The sequence below is a fragment of the Noviherbaspirillum sp. UKPF54 genome (genome assembly GCF_007874125.1).
Classification (GTDB): domain Bacteria; phylum Pseudomonadota; class Gammaproteobacteria; order Burkholderiales; family Burkholderiaceae_D; genus Noviherbaspirillum.
The window spans coordinates 2,671,900-2,689,854 of record NZ_CP040128.1 but is presented as its reverse complement, the minus strand read 5'-3'; the positions used below and the strand labels follow the sequence as shown (position 1 = coordinate 2,689,854).

The following is a 17,955-nucleotide window of genomic DNA, read 5'->3' as shown; positions in this document are numbered from 1 at the left end:
CGATGAAACACATACTGCCGACATTCGCACCGTACCAGTCGCTTTCCGAACGCGCGTGGTTCTTCACCCTGCGCGGGTTGAACCTGCTGACGCTGCTGTTCCTGATCCTGCCGATCCTCGTGATCGTTCCGCTGTCTTTCGCCGACAGCACGTTCCTGTCGTACCCGATACCCGGCTTTTCGCTGCGTTGGTATCAGAGCCTGTTCGAGTCGGACGACTGGGTGCGCGCCGCGCAGAACAGTTTCATCGTCGCGCCGGCGGCGACGCTGCTGGCGACCGTGCTCGGCACCTTGGCAGCAGTCGGCCTGAACAAGGCCGAGTTCCGCGGCAAGGCGGTCGTGATGGCAGTGCTGATTTCGCCGATGGTGGTGCCGGTGGTGGTGGTCGGCGTCGGCGTGTACATCTTCTTCGCCCAGATCGGCCTCTCGGAAACCTATACCGGCCTGATCCTGGCCCATGCGGCGCTGGGCGCGCCGTTCGTCGTTACCACCGTGTCGGCCACGCTGGCCGGATTCAACCACAACCTGGTGCGCGCCAGCCTAAGCCTGGGAGCGAGCCCGTTGCGCACGTTCTTCCGGATCACGCTGCCGGTGATCGCGCCGGGCCTGATTTCGGGAGCGCTGTTCGCGTTCGGCACCTCCTTCGACGAAGTCGTGGTCACGCTCTTCGTCGCGGGTCCGAGCCAATCGACGCTGCCGCGCCAGATGTTTGCGGGTATCCGCGAAAACATCAGCCCGGCCATCGCCGCGCTGGCAACCATCCTGATTTTTTTCTCAATCTGCCTGCTAGGAACGCTGGAATGGCTGCGCGGGCGTAACAAGGCTGCTGCCAAATACTAAGAGGAATCCTATGTTGCAATTGAAAGATCCGTCTCTGCTGCGCATGCAGGCATACCTGAATGGCCAGTGGTGCGACGCCGACAATGGCGAAACCTTTGCCGTGACCAATCCCGCCACTGGCGAGGTGATCGGCCATGTTCCCAATATGGGCACGGCCGAGACGCGCCGCGCCATTGCCGCCGCTAACGAAGCGTGGCGCGGATGGCGCGCGAAGACGGCCAAGGAACGCAGCGCGATCCTGCGCAAGTGGAATGACCTGATGCTGGCCAATGCCGACGATCTCGCGCAGATCATGACGGTCGAGCAGGGCAAGCCGCTGGCCGAGGCGAAGGGCGAAGTGGCATATGCCGCTTCCTTCATCGAATGGTTCGCCGAGGAAGCCAAGCGCGTTTCCGGTGATACGCTGGCCTCGCCCTGGAGCGACCGCCGCCTGGTAGTGGTCAAGGAGCCGATCGGCGTGTGCGCCGCGATCACGCCGTGGAACTTCCCGTCTGCGATGATCACGCGCAAGGTCGGCCCGGCGCTGGCTGCCGGATGCCCGATGATCGTCAAGCCGGCAGAAAGCACACCGTATTCCGCGCTCGCCATGGCGGTGCTGGCCGAGCGCGCCGGCGTGCCGGCCGGCGTGTTCTCCGTGATTACCGGCGACGCGCGCGCCATCGGCGGCGAGATGACATCCAACCCGACGGTGCGCAAGCTCAGCTTCACCGGCTCGACCGAAGTGGGGCGCCTCTTGATGCAGCAATCGGCAGCGACCATCAAGAAGCTCTCGCTCGAACTCGGCGGCAATGCGCCGTTTATCGTATTCGATGATGCCGATCTCGATGCGGCAGTGGAAGGCGCGATCGCGTCCAAGTACCGCAACGCGGGGCAAACCTGCGTCTGCGCGAACCGCATTTACGTGCAGGATGGCGTGTACGATGCCTTCGCCGAGAAGCTGGTCGCCGCCGTGAAAAAGCTGAAGGTGGGTAACGGCCTGGAGCCGGGTGTCACGCAAGGCCCGCTGATCGACGGCGACGCCGTGCAGAAGGTCGAGCTGCATGTGGCGGATGCGGTCGCCAAGGGCGGGCGCGTCCTCACCGGCGGCAAGCGCCATGCGCTCGGCCATACCTTCTTCGAGCCGACCGTGATTGTTGGCGTTACGTCCGACATGCGCGTGGCGAAGGAAGAGACCTTCGGTCCGTTGGCGCCGCTGTTCCGTTTCAAGGACGACGCGGAAGCGATTGCGATGGCCAACGATACCGAATTCGGCCTTGCCAGCTATTTCTATTCGCGCGACATCGGCCGCATCTGGCGTGTCGCGGAAGGCCTGGAGAGCGGCATGGTCGGCATCAACACCGGTCTGATTTCCAACGAGGTGGCGCCCTTCGGCGGCGTCAAGCAGTCGGGCCTGGGCCGCGAGGGCTCGAAGTACGGGATGGACGACTATCTCGTGATCAAGTATCTGTGCATGGGCGGCATCTAGACCTCGCCGCGAAAGAGGCTGCGGGTTTGCGTTTCAAAAAGCGGAAGCCCGCCCGCGACTGATTTCTTTCACCTGCATTGCGCCGCGCAGGCGCGACCCGCGCAAGCATACCAATCGAGAAGCCCTTCAAAAGGGGAAAACGGCTACGTACGCCCGTACGCAGCCGGGGGGAGAGCATTTACTTTCAACTTGAGGAGACAACGACAATCACCCATGTCCGAAACGCCGGCAGGGCGGTGACAAAGGCCATTCTGCCGCACGCTTAGCCACGATTTTTTCCATCACATCGCAGGTCCAACAATGAAAAAAACACTTCTCGCTTTTGCGGTAATGGGAGCGCTCGCAGGCACGGCCTCAGCGCAATCCAATGTCACTATCTACGGCGTGCTCGACATCGCGCTCAACTACGCGGACAACGGCGCCGCCGCGAACTCGCGCACCTACAGCCTCGATAACGGCACCCAGCTGCCCAGCCGTATCGGCTTCAAGGGATCGGAAGACCTCGGTGGCGGTCTGTCGGCCAGCTTCCAGCTCGAAAACGGCTTCAATAGCGACTCCGGCGCAAGCACCCAGACCGGGCGCCTGTTCGGCCGTCAGGCGTGGGTCGGCTTGAACGGCGGCTTCGGCTCCGTCAAGCTTGGCCGCCAGTGGGCGCCGCTGTTCCTCGCCCTGGCCGAAATCGATCCGTTCGAAGTCGGCCTGGCGGGCGATGCGTCATTGATGTTCGGTGCAGGCACGTATCCGCTGCGCACCGACAATACGATCAATTATTCGCTGCCGTCCATGAACGGATTCTCCGGCCAGGCCAGCTACATAATGGGCGAATCGCCCGGCAGCTTTTCCGACAACCGCCAGTATGGCCTGGGCCTTGGCTATGTGAACGGCCCGATCAATGTGCAGTTCGGCTATCACAACGCCAACACGACCGCGGCGCCCGTAGTCGCCGACACGAAGCATGCATTTATCGGCGCCGTGTACAACTTCGGCCCGGCCAAGGCGCATCTCGGTTATGGCGACAGCAAACTGGAAAGCAATACGCCCGGCGCGACCGTCAAGAATCGCAACTGGCTGCTCGGCCTGTCGGCGCCGGTCGGCAGCGCAGGCACGGCGATGTTGTCGTACATCCGGAACAACGTGCGCGATGTAGCCGATGCCAACTCGACGCTAATCGCCATCGGTTATACGCATGCCCTGTCCAAGCGCACCAGCGTGTACACCTCGCTTTCGCACACGAGCAATGATTCCGGTGCGGCTTTGAACGGCGCCGCCGCCAACGGCAACGATCCGACGCTGTTCAACGTCGGCTTGCGCCATAAGTTCTGACAGGTAGTGCAAATGTCCCTTCTCCTGCGGGAGAGGGGACTTAACAGAATTGCTCACGTAATCTGCCGCATCGGCCAGGTAAATCGCCCGTCCCTCAATTTCGTGCGGGCCTGCCTTTCATGCACATCCCTGTCTGCCCAGGAATTCGAACAGCTCAGGCCGGTCGGAAAAACCGACGTTAAAGCGCATCCATGGCGACGATTGCCCGCCCTCCATGAACAGATGGCCTGGCGCTAGCAGCAGATTGGCATCGAGCGCTTCGTTGCAGAGCAGAGACGAATCCGCGAAAGCGGGATGCCGGGCCCACACGAAAAGCCCCGACTGTGGCTCCGCGAACAATAGCAGTCCGGACTGGACGAGTTGGCGGCAGACGCGATCCTGCGCTTGCGCCAGCTTGTCCTTGAGAGACTTGATCTGTTTGCGATGGCGGCCTTCGTTGAGAATCTCGAGCGTCAGGCGCTCTGTGATCTCGGACGAGGTCAGGCCTGTCATCATCTTGATCTGGGTGAGATCCTCGATCGCATCCGGGTCGGCGGCGATGAAGCCGGTGCGCAGGCGCGGCGAAATCGATTTGGAAAAACTGGTCAGATAGATCACGCGGTTGAGCTGGTCCAGGCAAGCCAGGCTGCGGCGCGCGTCGACATCCAGGTCGGCGCTCACGTCGTCTTCCACCACAATGAAATCGAAGCGGTCCGCAAGCTGCAAAACGCGGTGCGCCGCGCCCGGAGAGTAACTGGCGCCGGTCGGATTGTGCAGCCGCGGGTTGGTGAAGAAGGCGCGCGGCGCATGTTCGGCGGCGAGGCGTTCAAGCGCTGCGAGATCGGGGCCGGTCGCCGTCCACGGCACGCCGACCAGTCGTGCTCCGCGCGCGCGCAGATTGGACATCATCACGCTGTAGCCCGGCTCGTCCACCAGCACCGCATCGCCCGGACGCAGCAGGTATTGCGACACCAGTTCCAGCGCGTGGCTGGCACCGGTGGTGAGCAGCACCTGGTCGGGCGCCGCCGCAATTTCGCGCTCGGCCAGCCAGTCGCAGACTTTCAGGCGCAGTGCAGTCAACCCCTTCGGATGCCCGTACCCCGAGCCTTGTGCAGATGGCTTGCCGGCGAGGTTGCGCATGGTGCGCCGGATCAGATCAGGGTCAAGCCAGTCGTCCGGCACCCAGCCATAACCGGGCGTCACTTCGGCCGAACCGCTCTCCCATACGCGGCGCACGAACCACAGCGGATCGAAGCGGATATTGCGCAGCGATTGCTGCTCCTCGCGGTAGAGGCCGCGCGACATGTAGCGCACGTAGAAGCCTGAGCTCTGGCGCGCCACCAGATATCCCTCCGCGACAAGCCGGTCGTAGGCTTCGACGACCGTGGAGGCGCTTACTTTCTGAGTATCGGCAAACTGGCGGATCGAAGGCAGCTTGGCGCCGGCCCGCAGCTTCTGGCTGGCGATGAGCTCCTTCATGCCTTCCACAATCTGGGTCACGAGCGGCGTGGTGCTGTCGGGATTGATTGCAAACATGCGGGAAGGGCGGTCGGAAATGGGCAAGAAAACCTTTTCATTGTATCCGATCAAACCATCGCAAAAGCCGTCGCTGCAGAGAGAAAAGTGACGACTGTAGTGGTCGCGCGAGCATAACAGTGCGTGCCGAAATCGCGCGTGTTGTGTCTGGGCGAGCGAAAGGAAGAAACCTACACTCCGGTCACGTCGTGCCGTAGCGGCACAGTTCCAATATTCGAAGGAGTACAACGATGACCAAACCCGTCAACAGCAACACCGGACTCATGGCGCGCCGTCATGCCTCGATCGCGCGCGGCATCGGCAATGCCCATCCTGTGTTCGCCGCGAAGGCGCTCAACAGTGAAATATGGGACGTGGAAGGCAAGCGCTACATCGACTTCTGCGCCGGTATCGCGGTCGTCAATACCGGGCATTGCCATCCGCGAGTGGTTGAGGCAGTGGCGGCGCAGGTGCCGTTGTTTACGCATACCTGCTTCCAGGTTGTCGCCTATGAATCCTACGTGGCGCTGGCAGAGCGCATCTGCCGGCTGGCGCCGGGCCCGCACCCGAAAAAGGCCTTCTTCATGTCGACCGGGGCCGAAGCGGTGGAGAACGCGATCAAGCTCGCCCGTGCCTACACCGGGCGCTCGGCCATCATCGCCTTCAACGGCGCTTTCCATGGCCGCACCATGTATTCGCTGGCGCTGACCGGAAAGGTCGAGCCGTACAAGACGGGCTTCGGGCCGTTCCCCGGCGAGATCTATCACGCCGCCTATCCGTCGGCCGTGCACGGCGTAAGCGTGGATGACGCCATCGCCAGCATCGAAAAGCTGCTCAAGAACGACGTCGAGGCGGCGCGCGTAGCGGCCGTGTTCGTCGAGCCGGTGCAGGGTGAAGGCGGCTACATCCCCGCGCCGCCGGAATTCCTGCAGCGCCTGCGCGCGTTATGCGACAAGCACGGCATGCTGCTGGTCGCGGACGAGATTCAGACCGGCGTGGCGCGTACCGGCAAGATGTTCGCGATGGAGCATTCCGGCGTGGTGCCCGACCTGGTCACGATGGCCAAGGGCTTGGGCGGCGGCATGCCGATCTCCGCAGTGGTGGGCCGCGCCGACGTGATGGATCATGGTGCTCCCGGTGCGTTCGGCAGCACCTATGCCGGCAGCCCGTTGGCCTGCGCGGCGGCGCTCTCGGTGCTCGACGTGGTGGAGCAGGAAGAGCTGTGCGCGCGCAGCATGGAGATCGGCGAACGCCTGCGCGGCTGCTTCCACGGTCTGGCGAAGAAACATGCGTGCATCGGCGACGTGCGCGGGCTGGGCGCGATGACGGCGGTGGAATTTTTCCATGGCGGCGACGCCAGCCGTCCGGCACCTGAGATTGCCAATGCACTCAAGGCGGAAGCGCTCAAGCGCGGGCTGCTGCTCCTTACCTGCGGCAATAACGGCAATGTGCTGCGCGTGATGACTCCGCTCACCATTCCATTCGATGTGCTTGACGAAGGGCTCGCGATCATCGGCAGCGTCATTGACGACCTTGTCGCGCAAGGCAAGGCATAAGCATCCACAACAACGCACCATTCAAGGGGGAATCATGAAAGCGACATTCAACTGGGAAGACCCGCTGCTGCTGGACAGCCAGCTTACCGAGGAAGAGCGCATGGTGCGCGATTCCGCAAGCGCCTACGCGCAGGACCGCCTGGCGCCGCGCGTGCTGGAAGCCTTCCGCCACGAAAAGACCGATCCCGCCGTCTTCCGCGAAATGGGCGAACTTGGGTTGCTCGGCCCCACCATCCCGGAACAGTATGGCGGCGCGGGCCTGAATTACGTCAGCTACGGCTTGATCGCGCGCGAAGTCGAGCGCGTCGATTCCGGCTACCGCTCGATGATGAGCGTGCAGTCGTCGCTGGTGATGGTGCCGATCTTTGAATTCGGCAGCGAGGAACAGAAGCAGAAATACCTGCCGGGCCTAGCCTGCGGCAAGCTGATTGGTTGCTTCGGCCTGACCGAGCCGAACCATGGTTCCGATCCGGGTTCGATGATCACGCGTGCCCGCAAGGTCGAGGGCGGCTACAAGATCACTGGCGCGAAAATGTGGATCACCAATAGCCCGATCGCCGACGTGTTCGTGGTGTGGGCGAAAGACGATGAAGGCGCCATCCGGGGCTTCGTGCTGGAAAAGGGATGGAAGGGCTTGTCGGCCCCGGCCATCCACGGCAAGGTCGGCTTGCGCGCCTCGATCACCGGCGAGATCGTGATGGACGAGGTGTTTTGCCCGGAAGAGAACGCCTTCCCCGAGGTGCGCGGCTTGAAGGGGCCGTTCACCTGCCTGAATTCGGCGCGTTACGGCATTGCCTGGGGCGCGCTGGGCGCGGCCGAGGATTGCTGGCATCGTGCCCGCCAGTACGTGCTGGATCGCAAGCAGTTCGGCAAGCCGCTGGCGGCGAATCAACTGATCCAGAAGAAGCTGGCCGACATGCAGACCGAGATCACGCTCGGCCTGCAAGGCTGCCTGCGCCTGGGCCGCATGAAGGATGAAGGCACGGCATCGGTGGAAATCACTTCGATCATGAAGCGAAATTCGTGCGGCAAGGCCTTGGACGTGGCGCGCCTGGCGCGTGACATGCTGGGCGGGAACGGCATTTCGGACGAGTTCGGCGTGGCGCGCCATCTGGTGAACCTGGAAGTGGTCAACACCTATGAGGGCACGCACGACATTCACGCGTTGATTCTGGGACGCGCACAGACCGGCATTCAGGCTTTCCAGGCCGGAAACTGAGAAAGGACACGCGATGAGCGGAGCGCTTTCCCATATTCGCGTGCTCGACCTGTCGCGGGTGCTGGCCGGGCCCTGGGCCGGCCAGTTGCTGGCCGACCTCGGCGCGGACGTCATCAAGATAGAGCGGCCCGGCACGGGCGACGATACCCGCGCCTGGGGCCCGCCCTTCCTGCGCGACGAAAGCGGCAAGGACACGTCCGAGGCCGCTTACTACCTGTGCGCCAACCGCAACAAGAAGTCGGTGACGGTCGATATCGGCAGTGCGCAAGGGCAGGAACTGATCCGCTCGCTTGCCAAAAACGCCGATGTCGTACTGGAAAACTTCAAGGTCGGCGGCCTTGCGCAGTACGGCCTCGATTATGAAAGCCTGCGTGCGGAAAACCCGCGTCTGATGTACTGCTCGATCACGGGTTTCGGCCAGACCGGCCCCTACGCCAACCGCCCAGGCTACGATTTCCTGATCCAGGGGTTGGGCGGGCTGATGAGCGTCACCGGCGTGCGCGCCGGAGAACCGGGCGCCGGGCCGCAGAAAGTCGGCGTGGCCTTGACCGACATCCTCACCGGCCTGTACGCGACGGTTGGCGTGCTGGCTGCGCTGGCGCATCGCGATCGCACCGGGGAAGGGCAGTACATCGATCTGGCGCTGCTCGACGTGCAGATCGCCTGCCTGGCCAACCAGAACATGAACTTCCTGACCACCGGGGTGGCGCCACGGCGCATGGGCAACGCGCATCCGAACATCGTTCCCTACCAGGATTTCCCGACGGCCGACGGCGACATGATTCTCGCCGTCGGTAACGACAGGCAGTTCGCTTCCTTGTGCGGCGTGCTCGGTCACCCCGAGTGGGCAGCTGACGAGCGCTTTGCGACCAATGCCGGACGGGTCAAGCACCGTGAAATACTGGTTCCGCTGATGCGGCAGGCCACGGTATTCAAGACTACGCAAGAGTGGATCTCGGCGTTGGAAGCGGCGAACGTGCCGTGCGGGCCGATCAACGACTTGAAGGCCATGTACGAAGATCCGCAGGTCAAGGCGCGCGGCATGCGCATGGAGCTGCCGCATCCGCAGGCAGGCACCGCACCCACGGTGGCAAATCCGCTCCGACTATCGGCCACGCCAGTCGAGTACCGCAATGCGCCGCCGCTCCTGGGGCAGCACACGCATGAAGTCTTGCAGCAGCTGCTCGGCTTGACCAGCGAGCGTATAGGAGCGCTCGCGTCTCGCGGCATTATTTAGAGAGGTCGATGCAAAGAATTGCGCCATGCTTGGCGAGTTCGTTCCCAGCCTGGGCTTCTACTGTCGTGCAAAGAAGGCAAGACATTGCCGGAGGAGAGAGTGGCCGAGCAGCGCGCGATGGATCATATGCGCCAGCTCGCCCCTGCGGTGCATCTCTCCGATATCGAAGATAGGCTACCGACCCATTGACTGGAGAATCTCGCCATATTAGCGGACGGTCTGCGCAAAACGGGGCTGCCGGAATAAAGGAGTTCCGCGAGACCGATTGTAGGCCGTACTGAGACGACCGCCGCGCTTCCAGTGATGGCCGCTTCGAGCCAGGTGCCTAACAATGTATAAAACTGGTTCACGAACTACCGAGGCCGCCCCTATGCAGTTCACTCTTATGCACTAACGCGGCGCTCTCCGTGGCGGCGCTCGACGGGGACCGACCTAGGCAATGTGCTTTCCACCGGCTCCGGTGGCATCACGACGGCCACCCCATGGACATGCACCATGCGGCCTCCCAGCCATCCCGAGAAGGCGAGTGCAATAATCGCGATCGCCGATAGCCATTGCGGCGTGGTGGTTTCGACGCCCTGTGTGCGCATCCATAGGTTGATCAGATACAGCACGACGACCGCCAAATTAATGCTCATGTGCGTGATGGCAATGCGTTTGACGCCCTTGGGCAAAGACAGCAAATCGATGAAGCCGGGAATTGCCGCCAGCAAAGCGCCGATAATGCCGCCCGCCATTGTGTAATACGCGACAATGCGCCAGTTCTCCGCACCATTGCCGAAGAGATAGAACAAGTCACAAACCAAGGAAAAAATCCAAAGACCGATCGGAAGCGTGATCAACATAGGATGGATCGGATGTTTGGCGATGCTTGCTGGGGTTCGCATGGCTAAAACTCCCATTCTTCAGACACATACAAATTTGACCAAAATTTGGCTGCATAGTTTTTCCGCAAGCGGTACGTATAGAGAAGCTGACATGAGCTTGATTTCTGTCGCTTATTGTGAGCGTATCGGTTGTCGTTAGGTAGCGCCATGCAAAAGTCGGCGATGCGTAGTGACAGAATAAATGTCGCTTCCTTAGTGGATATTTCTCTTTTTCAGGGCTTGGGAACTAGAAAGGACCCTGCCGGGCATCCGGGACGGGTTCGCGGCGCCATGCGTATTCCGGTCAGTGCCTGGATTACGACGGAGTTGATAGTATCTTATTGACTTACGGCGACTATGCTCTACGTTGTCCGAATTCAGTCAGGGCAACGCAGGACAAAAAGGCAGGGTATGAAGAAATGCTGCGTGAAGTACTTGCTGATGCTTAATTTTCGATCCAAATGAAAAACGCCCCTATGCAGGAGCGTCATCATATTGGTGCCGAGAGCCGGAATCGAACCGGCACGCTGTTTCCAGCGCGGGATTTTGAGTCCCGTGCGTCTACCTATTCCGCCATCTCGGCGACACACAAGCGAGCATTATCGCTGATTTGCGGCGATCGGGCAACATGCCGCCCGCAGATTGCATTGTCACAGCGGAATCGAAAGGCGTATCATCGCCTACTTTAGCTATTTCAGGCGCCTCCGCGTACTATAAGAATGAAGCCAGCCAAGATCCGTGAAATTGTCCTCGGCAAAGCGCTCGATCCGATGAAGAGCGAGACACGCCATTCGCTGGCATTGGTCGCCTTCCTGGCATGGGTCGGCCTGGGAGCGGACGGGCTGTCTTCGTCCGCGTATGGCCCGGAAGAGGCATTCAAGGCGCTTGGCACGCACGGCCATTTCGGCGTTTACCTAGCGCTGGCGACGGCCATCACGGTGTTCATCATTTCGCTGGCGTACAACCAGGTCATCGAACTGTTCCCGACCGGCGGCGGCGGCTACCGGATCGCGACCACGCTGATCGGGCCGTATGCCGGCCTGGTGTCGGGCGCGGCCCTGATCGTCGACTACGTGCTGACCATCTCGATTTCGGTCGCCAGCTGCGTCGATTCGCTGTTCAGTCTGCTGCCGCTGGGCGCGCAACCGTACAAGCTGACGGTGGAAGTCGCCTTCGTGCTGTTCCTGTTGCTTATTAACCTGCGCGGGGCGAAGGAGTCGATCAAGATATTGCTGCCGATTTTTCTCGGCTTTGTCGCCAGCCATGCGGTCCTGATCGTCTACGGGCTGGTCGCGCATGCCTCCGGGCTGCCGGAGCTGATCCCCGACACGATCACCGAAACCAGAAAGCTGGCGAGCGAAACATCCTGGGTGTTTACGATCGCATTGCTGCTCAAGGCGTATTCGCTGGGCGGCGGTACCTACACCGGTATCGAGGCTGTATCGAACAACGTGAATTCGTTGGCCGAACCGCGCGTGCGCACCGGCAAGCTCACCATGCTGTACATGGCGTTCAGCCTGGCATTTACCGCAGCCGGCATCATCCTTCTTTACCTGTTGTGGAATGCGGTGCCGGTCGAAGGCCGCACGCTCAATGCGGTGGTGTTCAACTCGATCCTGGAGAACATGGGATTTTCCGGCACCAGCCTCGGTTTTGCATTGACTGCCGTGCTGACCTTTGAGGCGGGGCTGTTGCTGGTGGCCGCCAATGCCGGTTTTCTGGGCGGCCCGGCGGTGCTGTCGAACATGGCCGCCGATTCCTGGGTGCCGCATAAATTCCGCTACCTGTCGACCCGCCTCGTGACGCAAAACGGCATCCTGGTGATGGGCGTGGCTGCGCTCGCCGTGCTCTTCTGGACCGACGGCAAGGTCGACCTGCTGGTCGTTCTGTACAGTATCAACGTCTTCCTGACGTTCAGCCTGTCTCTTGCCGGCCTGTGCCTGTACTGGATCAAGCACCGCAACGACGGCCTGCCGTGGCGCCGCCGCCTGCTGCTGTCGGCGCTTGGCCTGGTGGTCACCTGCAGCATCCTGGTCGTCACCGTCATCGAGAAATTCTTCGAAGGCGGCTGGATGACGGTGCTGATCACTACCATCGTCATCGGCCTTTGCCTGTATATCCGCGCGCATTACCGCGAAACGAAGGAAAAGATCGGCGCGGTCGACCAGGTTTTCGCCAACCAGCCGTTCGGCTCGCACGTCGGCCCGGTTGATCCCAATCCGGAAAACCAGACCGCCGTATTCATCGTTGGCTCCTCGCGCGGCGGCGGCCTGCACGCCCTGCTGTGGGTGCAGCGCATGTTCCCGGGGCACTTCAAGAATTTCATTTTCGTCAATGCACGCACGGTCGATTCGCACGCTTACGGCGGCGAGGGAGCGGTCGAGCAAATGCGCGCCGAGGCCAACGCCACCCTCAAGTTCTTCGTAGATTTCTGCCACAGCCATGGCATGGCGTCAGCGGCGTATCTCGGCTTCGGCACCGACGTCGTCGTCGAGGTGACCAAGCTGTGCGAAAAGATCAGCGAGGAATACCCGAATTCGATTTTCTTCACCAGTAAGCTGATTTTCGAGCACGACAACTGGTTTACGCGCATGCTGCACAACCAGGCCGCGCTCGCCATCCAGCGCCGGCTGCATTTCGAGAGCTTGCAGATGGTGATCCTGCCGATGAAGGTTTGAGGAAGTTTCGGCTAATTTTTTCTAATCCTGCTTATGCAATAAAATGGCTAAAAAACAAGGGGTTAGGGCCCGTCCTAACTTTGAGTAATCCATTCCAATCTATCTTATTTGGGGCCATAACCAGGGCCGTGGATAACTAGTGCTGTGCGAGATGGCCCCAAATAACCGGCCCCAGCCGGTTTTTTACGCCTTCACTCTGCCGCAAGATTAGGGTCAAAACCCTACACCAAATCCTACTCCTCCCACTGTGCGGCCGCCCGACCGACCTACTCCAACGCCGACACCCGCACTAGGCGCCGGATAAGCAGTGCCCTGATCGGCAACGGGTTGCTTAGCAGCGTCTGGAGCATAAGGTTGAGTGATTGCACATCCAGAAACCAAAATACCTAGATTTATTGAAGCAACAAGGCGTGACATAGAACCTCCGGCAAATATACTCATCGCCCTCCGCTACTATCAGTATGTTTCAGCCACGCCAGACAACCAGCACCGAGCAGGCTTTTTCATTACCGATGGTGGTGAAATCCACCCCGCCCGTGCCCACCGCCGAACCGATTCCCGCCTCCCCAATGGTGGCCGCTACCCCAAGGGCGCCCACCGTTCCAATGATGGCCGCCATGCCCGCCTCGGCCGCTCCAATATCCGAAATTGAATCGGAATCTGACCGGAGGCCCGGTGTACACGGGAGGCGGCTGAACATATACGGGAGCTGGTGGGTCGTAATACCCGTAGCCCTGCTCAACATACACTACGGTTGGCTGGGAGTAAGGATAGTCGCTGTAAGCTGGCTCATACACAGCGCAGCCCTCAAGCAACATTGATATGGCAAGCGGTGCAACTGCTGCCTTGAATGCGAAATTCATGAAACAACGGCCTTTCCTTACCAGTATAGGAAAGGAATTGGAAGCCGCAGGACCACTTTACTGCATCAGCGCCGCCCACCCAGTGAAAGCTGAGCGGGCTTTTTCGCCTACCCCCATAGATATGGCATAGATATATTGTGGGAAATGCGATGTAATCGCACCGGCAGGAATCTTACTGTTTGGAAAAGATTAACCATTTTCTTCTCACTTAAATTTTTAGAAATATATGCGCCGTAGTTCCCTCTACATGGCAGTCATCGCCGCAACCATTTCAGTTGCGGCACAAGCTGATGACATTATTTCCAGATTCACTATCCGTGATGCTGGGCAATTCGCCGTTGATACCGCCATGGGTGGCACGGTAGCCAGAAATTCAGTAATTAGTACATCCACTCCGGGGGGGATTGGAGAGGAGCGTGACCATCTGACCTCAGTGGCAGTCGGCGGCAATATTGGACTTGGGAGCGGATTTGAGGCGCGTCTGTCTGTCCCCTATCTGCGAAATCGATACGACGTCGACGTAAACACTCCTGTCCCCGGCAACTTCTCTAATAAGATAGAGCAATGGGGAGATGCATTAGTTAGCTTGAAATACCGCGTCTTCCGGAGTGGTAATGGTTCTGATGAGATGCTGATCAACGGCTCAGTGTTGCATCACAGTGGTACATCTGGCTTCATAGCAATCGAGCTCGACTACCTACATTCCTTTAACGACGATCTAAGCTTTGCCGTCGCCCCGCGCTACACAAAACGGCAAGGCCTTGCCCCGAATGAGGTTGGGCTGGGCGCATATATGATGTCCAAATTGACGCCCCAAATTCGCGTCGTGCCGTTTTTATATTTGACCAGAATTAGATCGTATGGATTTGCGTTCGCTGACGTACCAAACATCGGCGACATTTCTAACGTAAATTTTTCTCCGTCTTCCGTACTGGAGATTGGCTTGGAAATGAGGTATTCGCCAGTGAATAGCTGGAACCTTACTCCTCGCTTAGTTGCGTTCCACCAAACCCCGATTGATTCTTCGTCTTCAAATGTTAGTGGTTGGGGCACCAAGAACGGGTTATCGGCCTCGCTCACACTCCAAAAGGAGTTTTAACGCTTGTGTGTAGAGTGATTTAATAAGGGGCCCAACCAAGGTTTACTTTCTGAAATAGGGCCGTGATTGGGGGCATATTTAATGGTGGAAATGCCGCGGCATTTGTTTAATAAGCCTTTGCGGCTTATTTGAATATTCTGCCGATGAAGGTCTAGCCGGCACTGCTTTATTGTTCGCGTTCGGCATTGCGCTGGACCACGCGCAGGTACCACAGCAGGCCTGTGGCGACCAGCGCCAGGCTGGTGCTGTTGCCCATCCAGAATCCCGCCGCGCCGTGGAAGAGCGACGGGCTGATGCCGAACGGATCGAGCCCGAGCACATATCCTCCGCCTAATCCGACGCCCCACAGCGCAACCGCATACATCAGCGTCGGCACCACCGCCACCTTGTATGCGCGCAGCACGAACGCGGCGGCGACCTGCACCGAATCGAACAGCTGGTAGAACGCGATGAACATGAACAGCGGCAGCGCCGTCGCGGCGACGGACGCATCCGGCGTGTAGGCGCGAACGATTGCTTCGCGCGCGAGCCAGACGACGACGCCGATGCTCACCGACAGGATGGCTGCCAGCCGGATGCCGGCGAAACCGATGCGGCGCGCCGTCTCGAGTTGCTGTGCGCCGATGGCTTGCGCAACCAGCGTGCCGGTCGCATTGGCGATCGCCAGCGGCAGCATGTACAGGACAGTGCCGAAGTTGGCGGTGATCTGGTGCCCGGCCACGACGGTTGCGCCCAGGCGCGCGATGAACAGCGCCATGAAGGTGAAGGCGGTGACTTCGATCAGATAGGACAGGCCCATCGGGATGCCGAGCTTGAGCAGTTCGCGTTGCGCCGCCCACTTCGGTGCCGCGAAGCCTGTGCCGAAAATGCCGTACGCACGATAGCTGGAGTGAGTGCGCAGGATCAGGGCGCTGATCAGGAACAGGGTCCACGCGATGACCGCCGTGGCGACTGCGCAGCCGGGGCCGCCCAGGGCCGGCACGCCAAAGCCGCCGAAGATGAACAGGCCGTTGAGCGGTATTTTGAGCGCGAGCGCGCCGATCTGCAGCGCCATCACCATTTTCGGCTGGCCGATGGCGGTATTGAGCGACGCGTAAATGCGGAACCCTAGGGTGGCCGGCAGTGCCAGCGCCAGGATGCGCAAGTACAGCGTCGATTTTTCGTTCAGGTCCGACGAGGCATGCGCCAGGGCCAGCAGCGGCTGAGGAAATGCCAGCGCAATGCAGCCGGCGAGCGCCAGGAACAGGGCCAGCCAGGCTCCTTGCTTGATCTCGGCGCCGATATCCTGGAAGCGTTGCGCGCCGAACAGCTGGCCGATCACCGGCGACATGGCGGCCAGCACGCCGTTCAGGCCGACGAAGATGCTGATGTAGATCGACGCGCCCAGCGCCAGTGCCGCCAGGTCGGTGGCAGAGAAGCGCGATGTCATCGCAGTATCGATCACGCCGTTGGCGATCACCGCCAGCTGACCGATCAGGATCGGCCAGGCCAGGCCCGCGATACGGATGGTGAAGGATTGCGAGGGTTGAGACGGGGTCAATTGACGCGTTGGTAAAGGCGGAAGCGCTCGTCGCGGTCGGAAGGGCGGCGGCCTTCCCATCGCAGGGTCCATTGGAGACCGGAGCGCCTTATCAGCGTTGTGTTTTCATGGCCACGGTTGCGGTCCTGCAGCAGCAGGAAGTCGCAGTGCGCATCGTCGAAGCGGGCAAACGGGACATGGCCGAAATACGCGAACGAGGCGCGCTGTGCGGCGCCGACATCGGAGTCGACGCAGCTGTTCGGCGGCAGTTTGCTTGCGATTTCCCGCGCCACGCCCGCATAGCTCTTGCCGTAGTTAATCCAGGGCAGCCACAGCGTCATCAGCAGCGACCAGCACAGGATCACGCCGCCGGACGACAGCACGACGGCGCGCCACAGCACCGACGGATGGCGCGAAATGCGCCAGTGCACCAGCACAAACCAGCCGATCGTCGCACCGGCCGCGATCAGGAATGCGATCAGGTTGAATTCCGGCTTGAAGCCCGGCGCAAGCTTGAAAGCGTTCTTCGCGATCTGGGCCGGCCAGCCGGTTTGCTTGGCGATCCAGCCGATCCAGATGAATGCGGCGGATGCGGTCAGCGTCATCACGGAGAACCAGTCGACAGCGTTGATCGCGCCGCGCTTCATGGTGGGCAACCCGAACGCAGCGAGAATCGCCAGCGGCGGCAGCAGGGGCAGCAGCACGCCTTCCTCGGAATGCGGATTGATCATCGCCAGCACCGCGACCGCAACGAAAAACGCGAGCGGAATCGTGACGTGCGGCGCGGAGGACTGCCTGCGCCACGCATACACCGCCCAGCCGGCGAAAGGCCAGGCCGGCCACGCAAACACGATGCCGTTCTTGAGCAGGAATTTCAGCGAGTCCCAGGACGGCATGCCGATCTGGCTCAGGTTCCAGATCATCCAGGAGTCATAGGGCGAGCTGTCGAACGGCCGAACGATACTGCTGGCTACAAGCCACGTGCTTGCAACGGCTGCCGCTACCGGCATGGTCACGAGTGCCAGGCGCGCCATCAGAACCCGTTCTCGGATCGCCGCCAGCATTAGCAGCGCCACCCATATGGCCAGCGGCACGGCCCAGCCCCGGGAGAGAACCAGCAGGCCGAGCGCGGCGCCCAGCACGGCCGCCGCGCGGATTGAATGTGATTCGAGCAGGCGCGCCGCCGCATACATGCTGGAGGCTACCAGCGACACCTGCAGGGCTTCCGCGCTGGTGCTGTGGCTCGGCATCAGCAGGCCGAGGCAGCCGAGATAGATCAGCAGCGCGCCGTCGGCCAGCATGCGGCCGTAGTCCCTGGCCTCGGGCTGGCCGCCGAACGCCAGCTTCAGCGGCTGCGCTTCCGGGCGGCGCCCGAGCAGGTAGGTGGTGTACCAGACCGAAAAGCAGCCGACCAGGAAGAAGGCGATGGTGGCGATGCGGGCCGCCAAGGCGTCGTCCAGAACTGCGCCGAACAACTTGATGCACAGGGCGCCGATCCAGAATGCGAGCGGCCCCTTGTCGGCCATCGGCAAGCCGACGATGTGCGGCCACAGCCAGTCGTCGAGCCCGCCATGCGCCATGGTCCACATGATGCCGAAACCGGCCGCGTCGTCGCTTTTCCACGGATCGCGCCGCAGCAGGCCGGGCAGGATGTACAGCATGCACAGCGAGATCAGGACCCAGCGGGGAAGCGCATTCGTGGCGGAAGCGGGGAGGCGGACGGGCTTCATGTCGGGGAAAGGACGGCTTTGTTTTTATTGGCGTGGGCGATATTGTGCCGCAAATGCATCGTCACGG

Annotated in this window: 13 protein-coding genes and 1 tRNA gene; 8 read left to right on the top strand and 6 right to left on the bottom strand. The window is 61.0% G+C overall.

Annotated elements, in window-relative coordinates:
• The first annotated feature begins 2 nt into the window (after positions 1 to 2).
• The 3 genes from FAY22_RS12335 (at position 3) to FAY22_RS12325 (ending at position 3,627) form a co-directional block, all read left to right on the top strand.
• Positions 3 to 839: an ABC transporter permease gene (locus tag FAY22_RS12335; protein WP_146330479.1), complete on the top strand. Its 837-nt coding sequence runs from the start codon at positions 3 to 5 to the stop codon at positions 837 to 839.
• A 10-nt stretch (positions 840 to 849) separates the two neighbouring features.
• Positions 850 to 2,304: an NADP-dependent succinate-semialdehyde dehydrogenase gene (gene gabD, locus FAY22_RS12330; protein WP_146330478.1), complete on the top strand. Its 1,455-nt coding sequence runs from the start codon at positions 850 to 852 to the stop codon at positions 2,302 to 2,304.
• A gap of 300 nt (positions 2,305 to 2,604) precedes the next feature.
• Complete coding sequence (locus FAY22_RS12325; protein WP_146330477.1) at positions 2,605 to 3,627, top strand: porin; 1,023 nt, start codon at positions 2,605 to 2,607, stop codon at positions 3,625 to 3,627.
• A 117-nt stretch (positions 3,628 to 3,744) separates the two neighbouring features.
• Here FAY22_RS12325 and FAY22_RS12320 read toward each other — a convergent pair whose 3' ends face one another.
• The gene (locus FAY22_RS12320; protein WP_246860494.1) at positions 3,745 to 5,169 is read right to left on the bottom strand and encodes a PLP-dependent aminotransferase family protein; all 1,425 of its coding nucleotides are present in this window, start codon (positions 5,167 to 5,169) and stop codon (positions 3,745 to 3,747) included.
• Positions 5,170 to 5,372: 203 nt separating this feature from the next.
• On the opposite strand from FAY22_RS12320, the gene gabT reads away from it, so the two are divergent.
• From gabT to FAY22_RS12305, 3 genes are read left to right on the top strand one after another with little or no spacing between them, the layout of a single operon-like run.
• Positions 5,373 to 6,677: a 4-aminobutyrate--2-oxoglutarate transaminase gene (gabT, locus tag FAY22_RS12315; protein ID WP_210411818.1), complete on the top strand. Its 1,305-nt coding sequence runs from the start codon at positions 5,373 to 5,375 to the stop codon at positions 6,675 to 6,677.
• A gap of 34 nt (positions 6,678 to 6,711) precedes the next feature.
• Positions 6,712 to 7,896, top strand: a complete 1,185-nt coding sequence (locus tag FAY22_RS12310) for an acyl-CoA dehydrogenase (RefSeq protein ID WP_146330476.1) — start codon at positions 6,712 to 6,714, stop codon at positions 7,894 to 7,896.
• 13 nt (positions 7,897 to 7,909) lie between these two features.
• Entirely contained in the window at positions 7,910 to 9,133 is a 1,224-nt protein-coding gene (locus tag FAY22_RS12305; protein ID WP_146330475.1) for a CaiB/BaiF CoA-transferase family protein, read from the top strand.
• Positions 9,134 to 9,516: 383 nt separating this feature from the next.
• Here FAY22_RS12305 and FAY22_RS12300 read toward each other — a convergent pair whose 3' ends face one another.
• Together FAY22_RS12300 and FAY22_RS12295 are read right to left on the bottom strand one after the other, a co-directional pair.
• Entirely contained in the window at positions 9,517 to 10,020 is a 504-nt protein-coding gene (locus FAY22_RS12300; RefSeq protein WP_146330474.1) for a DUF2231 domain-containing protein, read from the bottom strand.
• Between the two features lie 475 nt (positions 10,021 to 10,495).
• A tRNA-Leu gene (locus FAY22_RS12295) sits at positions 10,496 to 10,582 on the bottom strand.
• A 136-nt stretch (positions 10,583 to 10,718) separates the two neighbouring features.
• Between FAY22_RS12295 and FAY22_RS12290 the strand changes: the two genes are divergently transcribed.
• Entirely contained in the window at positions 10,719 to 12,677 is a 1,959-nt protein-coding gene (locus FAY22_RS12290) for an APC family permease (protein ID WP_146330473.1), read from the top strand.
• A gap of 466 nt (positions 12,678 to 13,143) precedes the next feature.
• Here the strand turns inward: FAY22_RS12290 and FAY22_RS21995 are convergent, their stop codons facing one another.
• Positions 13,144 to 13,296, bottom strand: coding sequence for a hypothetical protein (locus FAY22_RS21995; protein ID WP_168204832.1), 153 nt, complete (start codon positions 13,294 to 13,296; stop codon positions 13,144 to 13,146).
• Positions 13,297 to 13,787: 491 nt separating this feature from the next.
• Between FAY22_RS21995 and FAY22_RS12280 the strand changes: the two genes are divergently transcribed.
• Positions 13,788 to 14,639: a hypothetical protein gene (locus tag FAY22_RS12280; RefSeq protein WP_146330471.1), complete on the top strand. Its 852-nt coding sequence runs from the start codon at positions 13,788 to 13,790 to the stop codon at positions 14,637 to 14,639.
• Positions 14,640 to 14,805: 166 nt separating this feature from the next.
• On the opposite strand, the gene FAY22_RS12275 is transcribed toward FAY22_RS12280, so the two are convergent.
• Both FAY22_RS12275 and FAY22_RS12270 read right to left on the bottom strand, forming a co-directional pair.
• Positions 14,806 to 16,179, bottom strand: coding sequence for an MATE family efflux transporter (locus tag FAY22_RS12275; RefSeq protein WP_246860493.1), 1,374 nt, complete (start codon positions 16,177 to 16,179; stop codon positions 14,806 to 14,808).
• Positions 16,176 to 17,888: a glycosyltransferase family 39 protein gene (locus tag FAY22_RS12270; RefSeq protein ID WP_146330469.1), complete on the bottom strand. Its 1,713-nt coding sequence runs from the start codon at positions 17,886 to 17,888 to the stop codon at positions 16,176 to 16,178. The genes FAY22_RS12275 and FAY22_RS12270 overlap by 4 nt, the downstream gene beginning before the upstream one ends.
• Positions 17,889 to 17,955 lie beyond the last annotated feature (67 nt).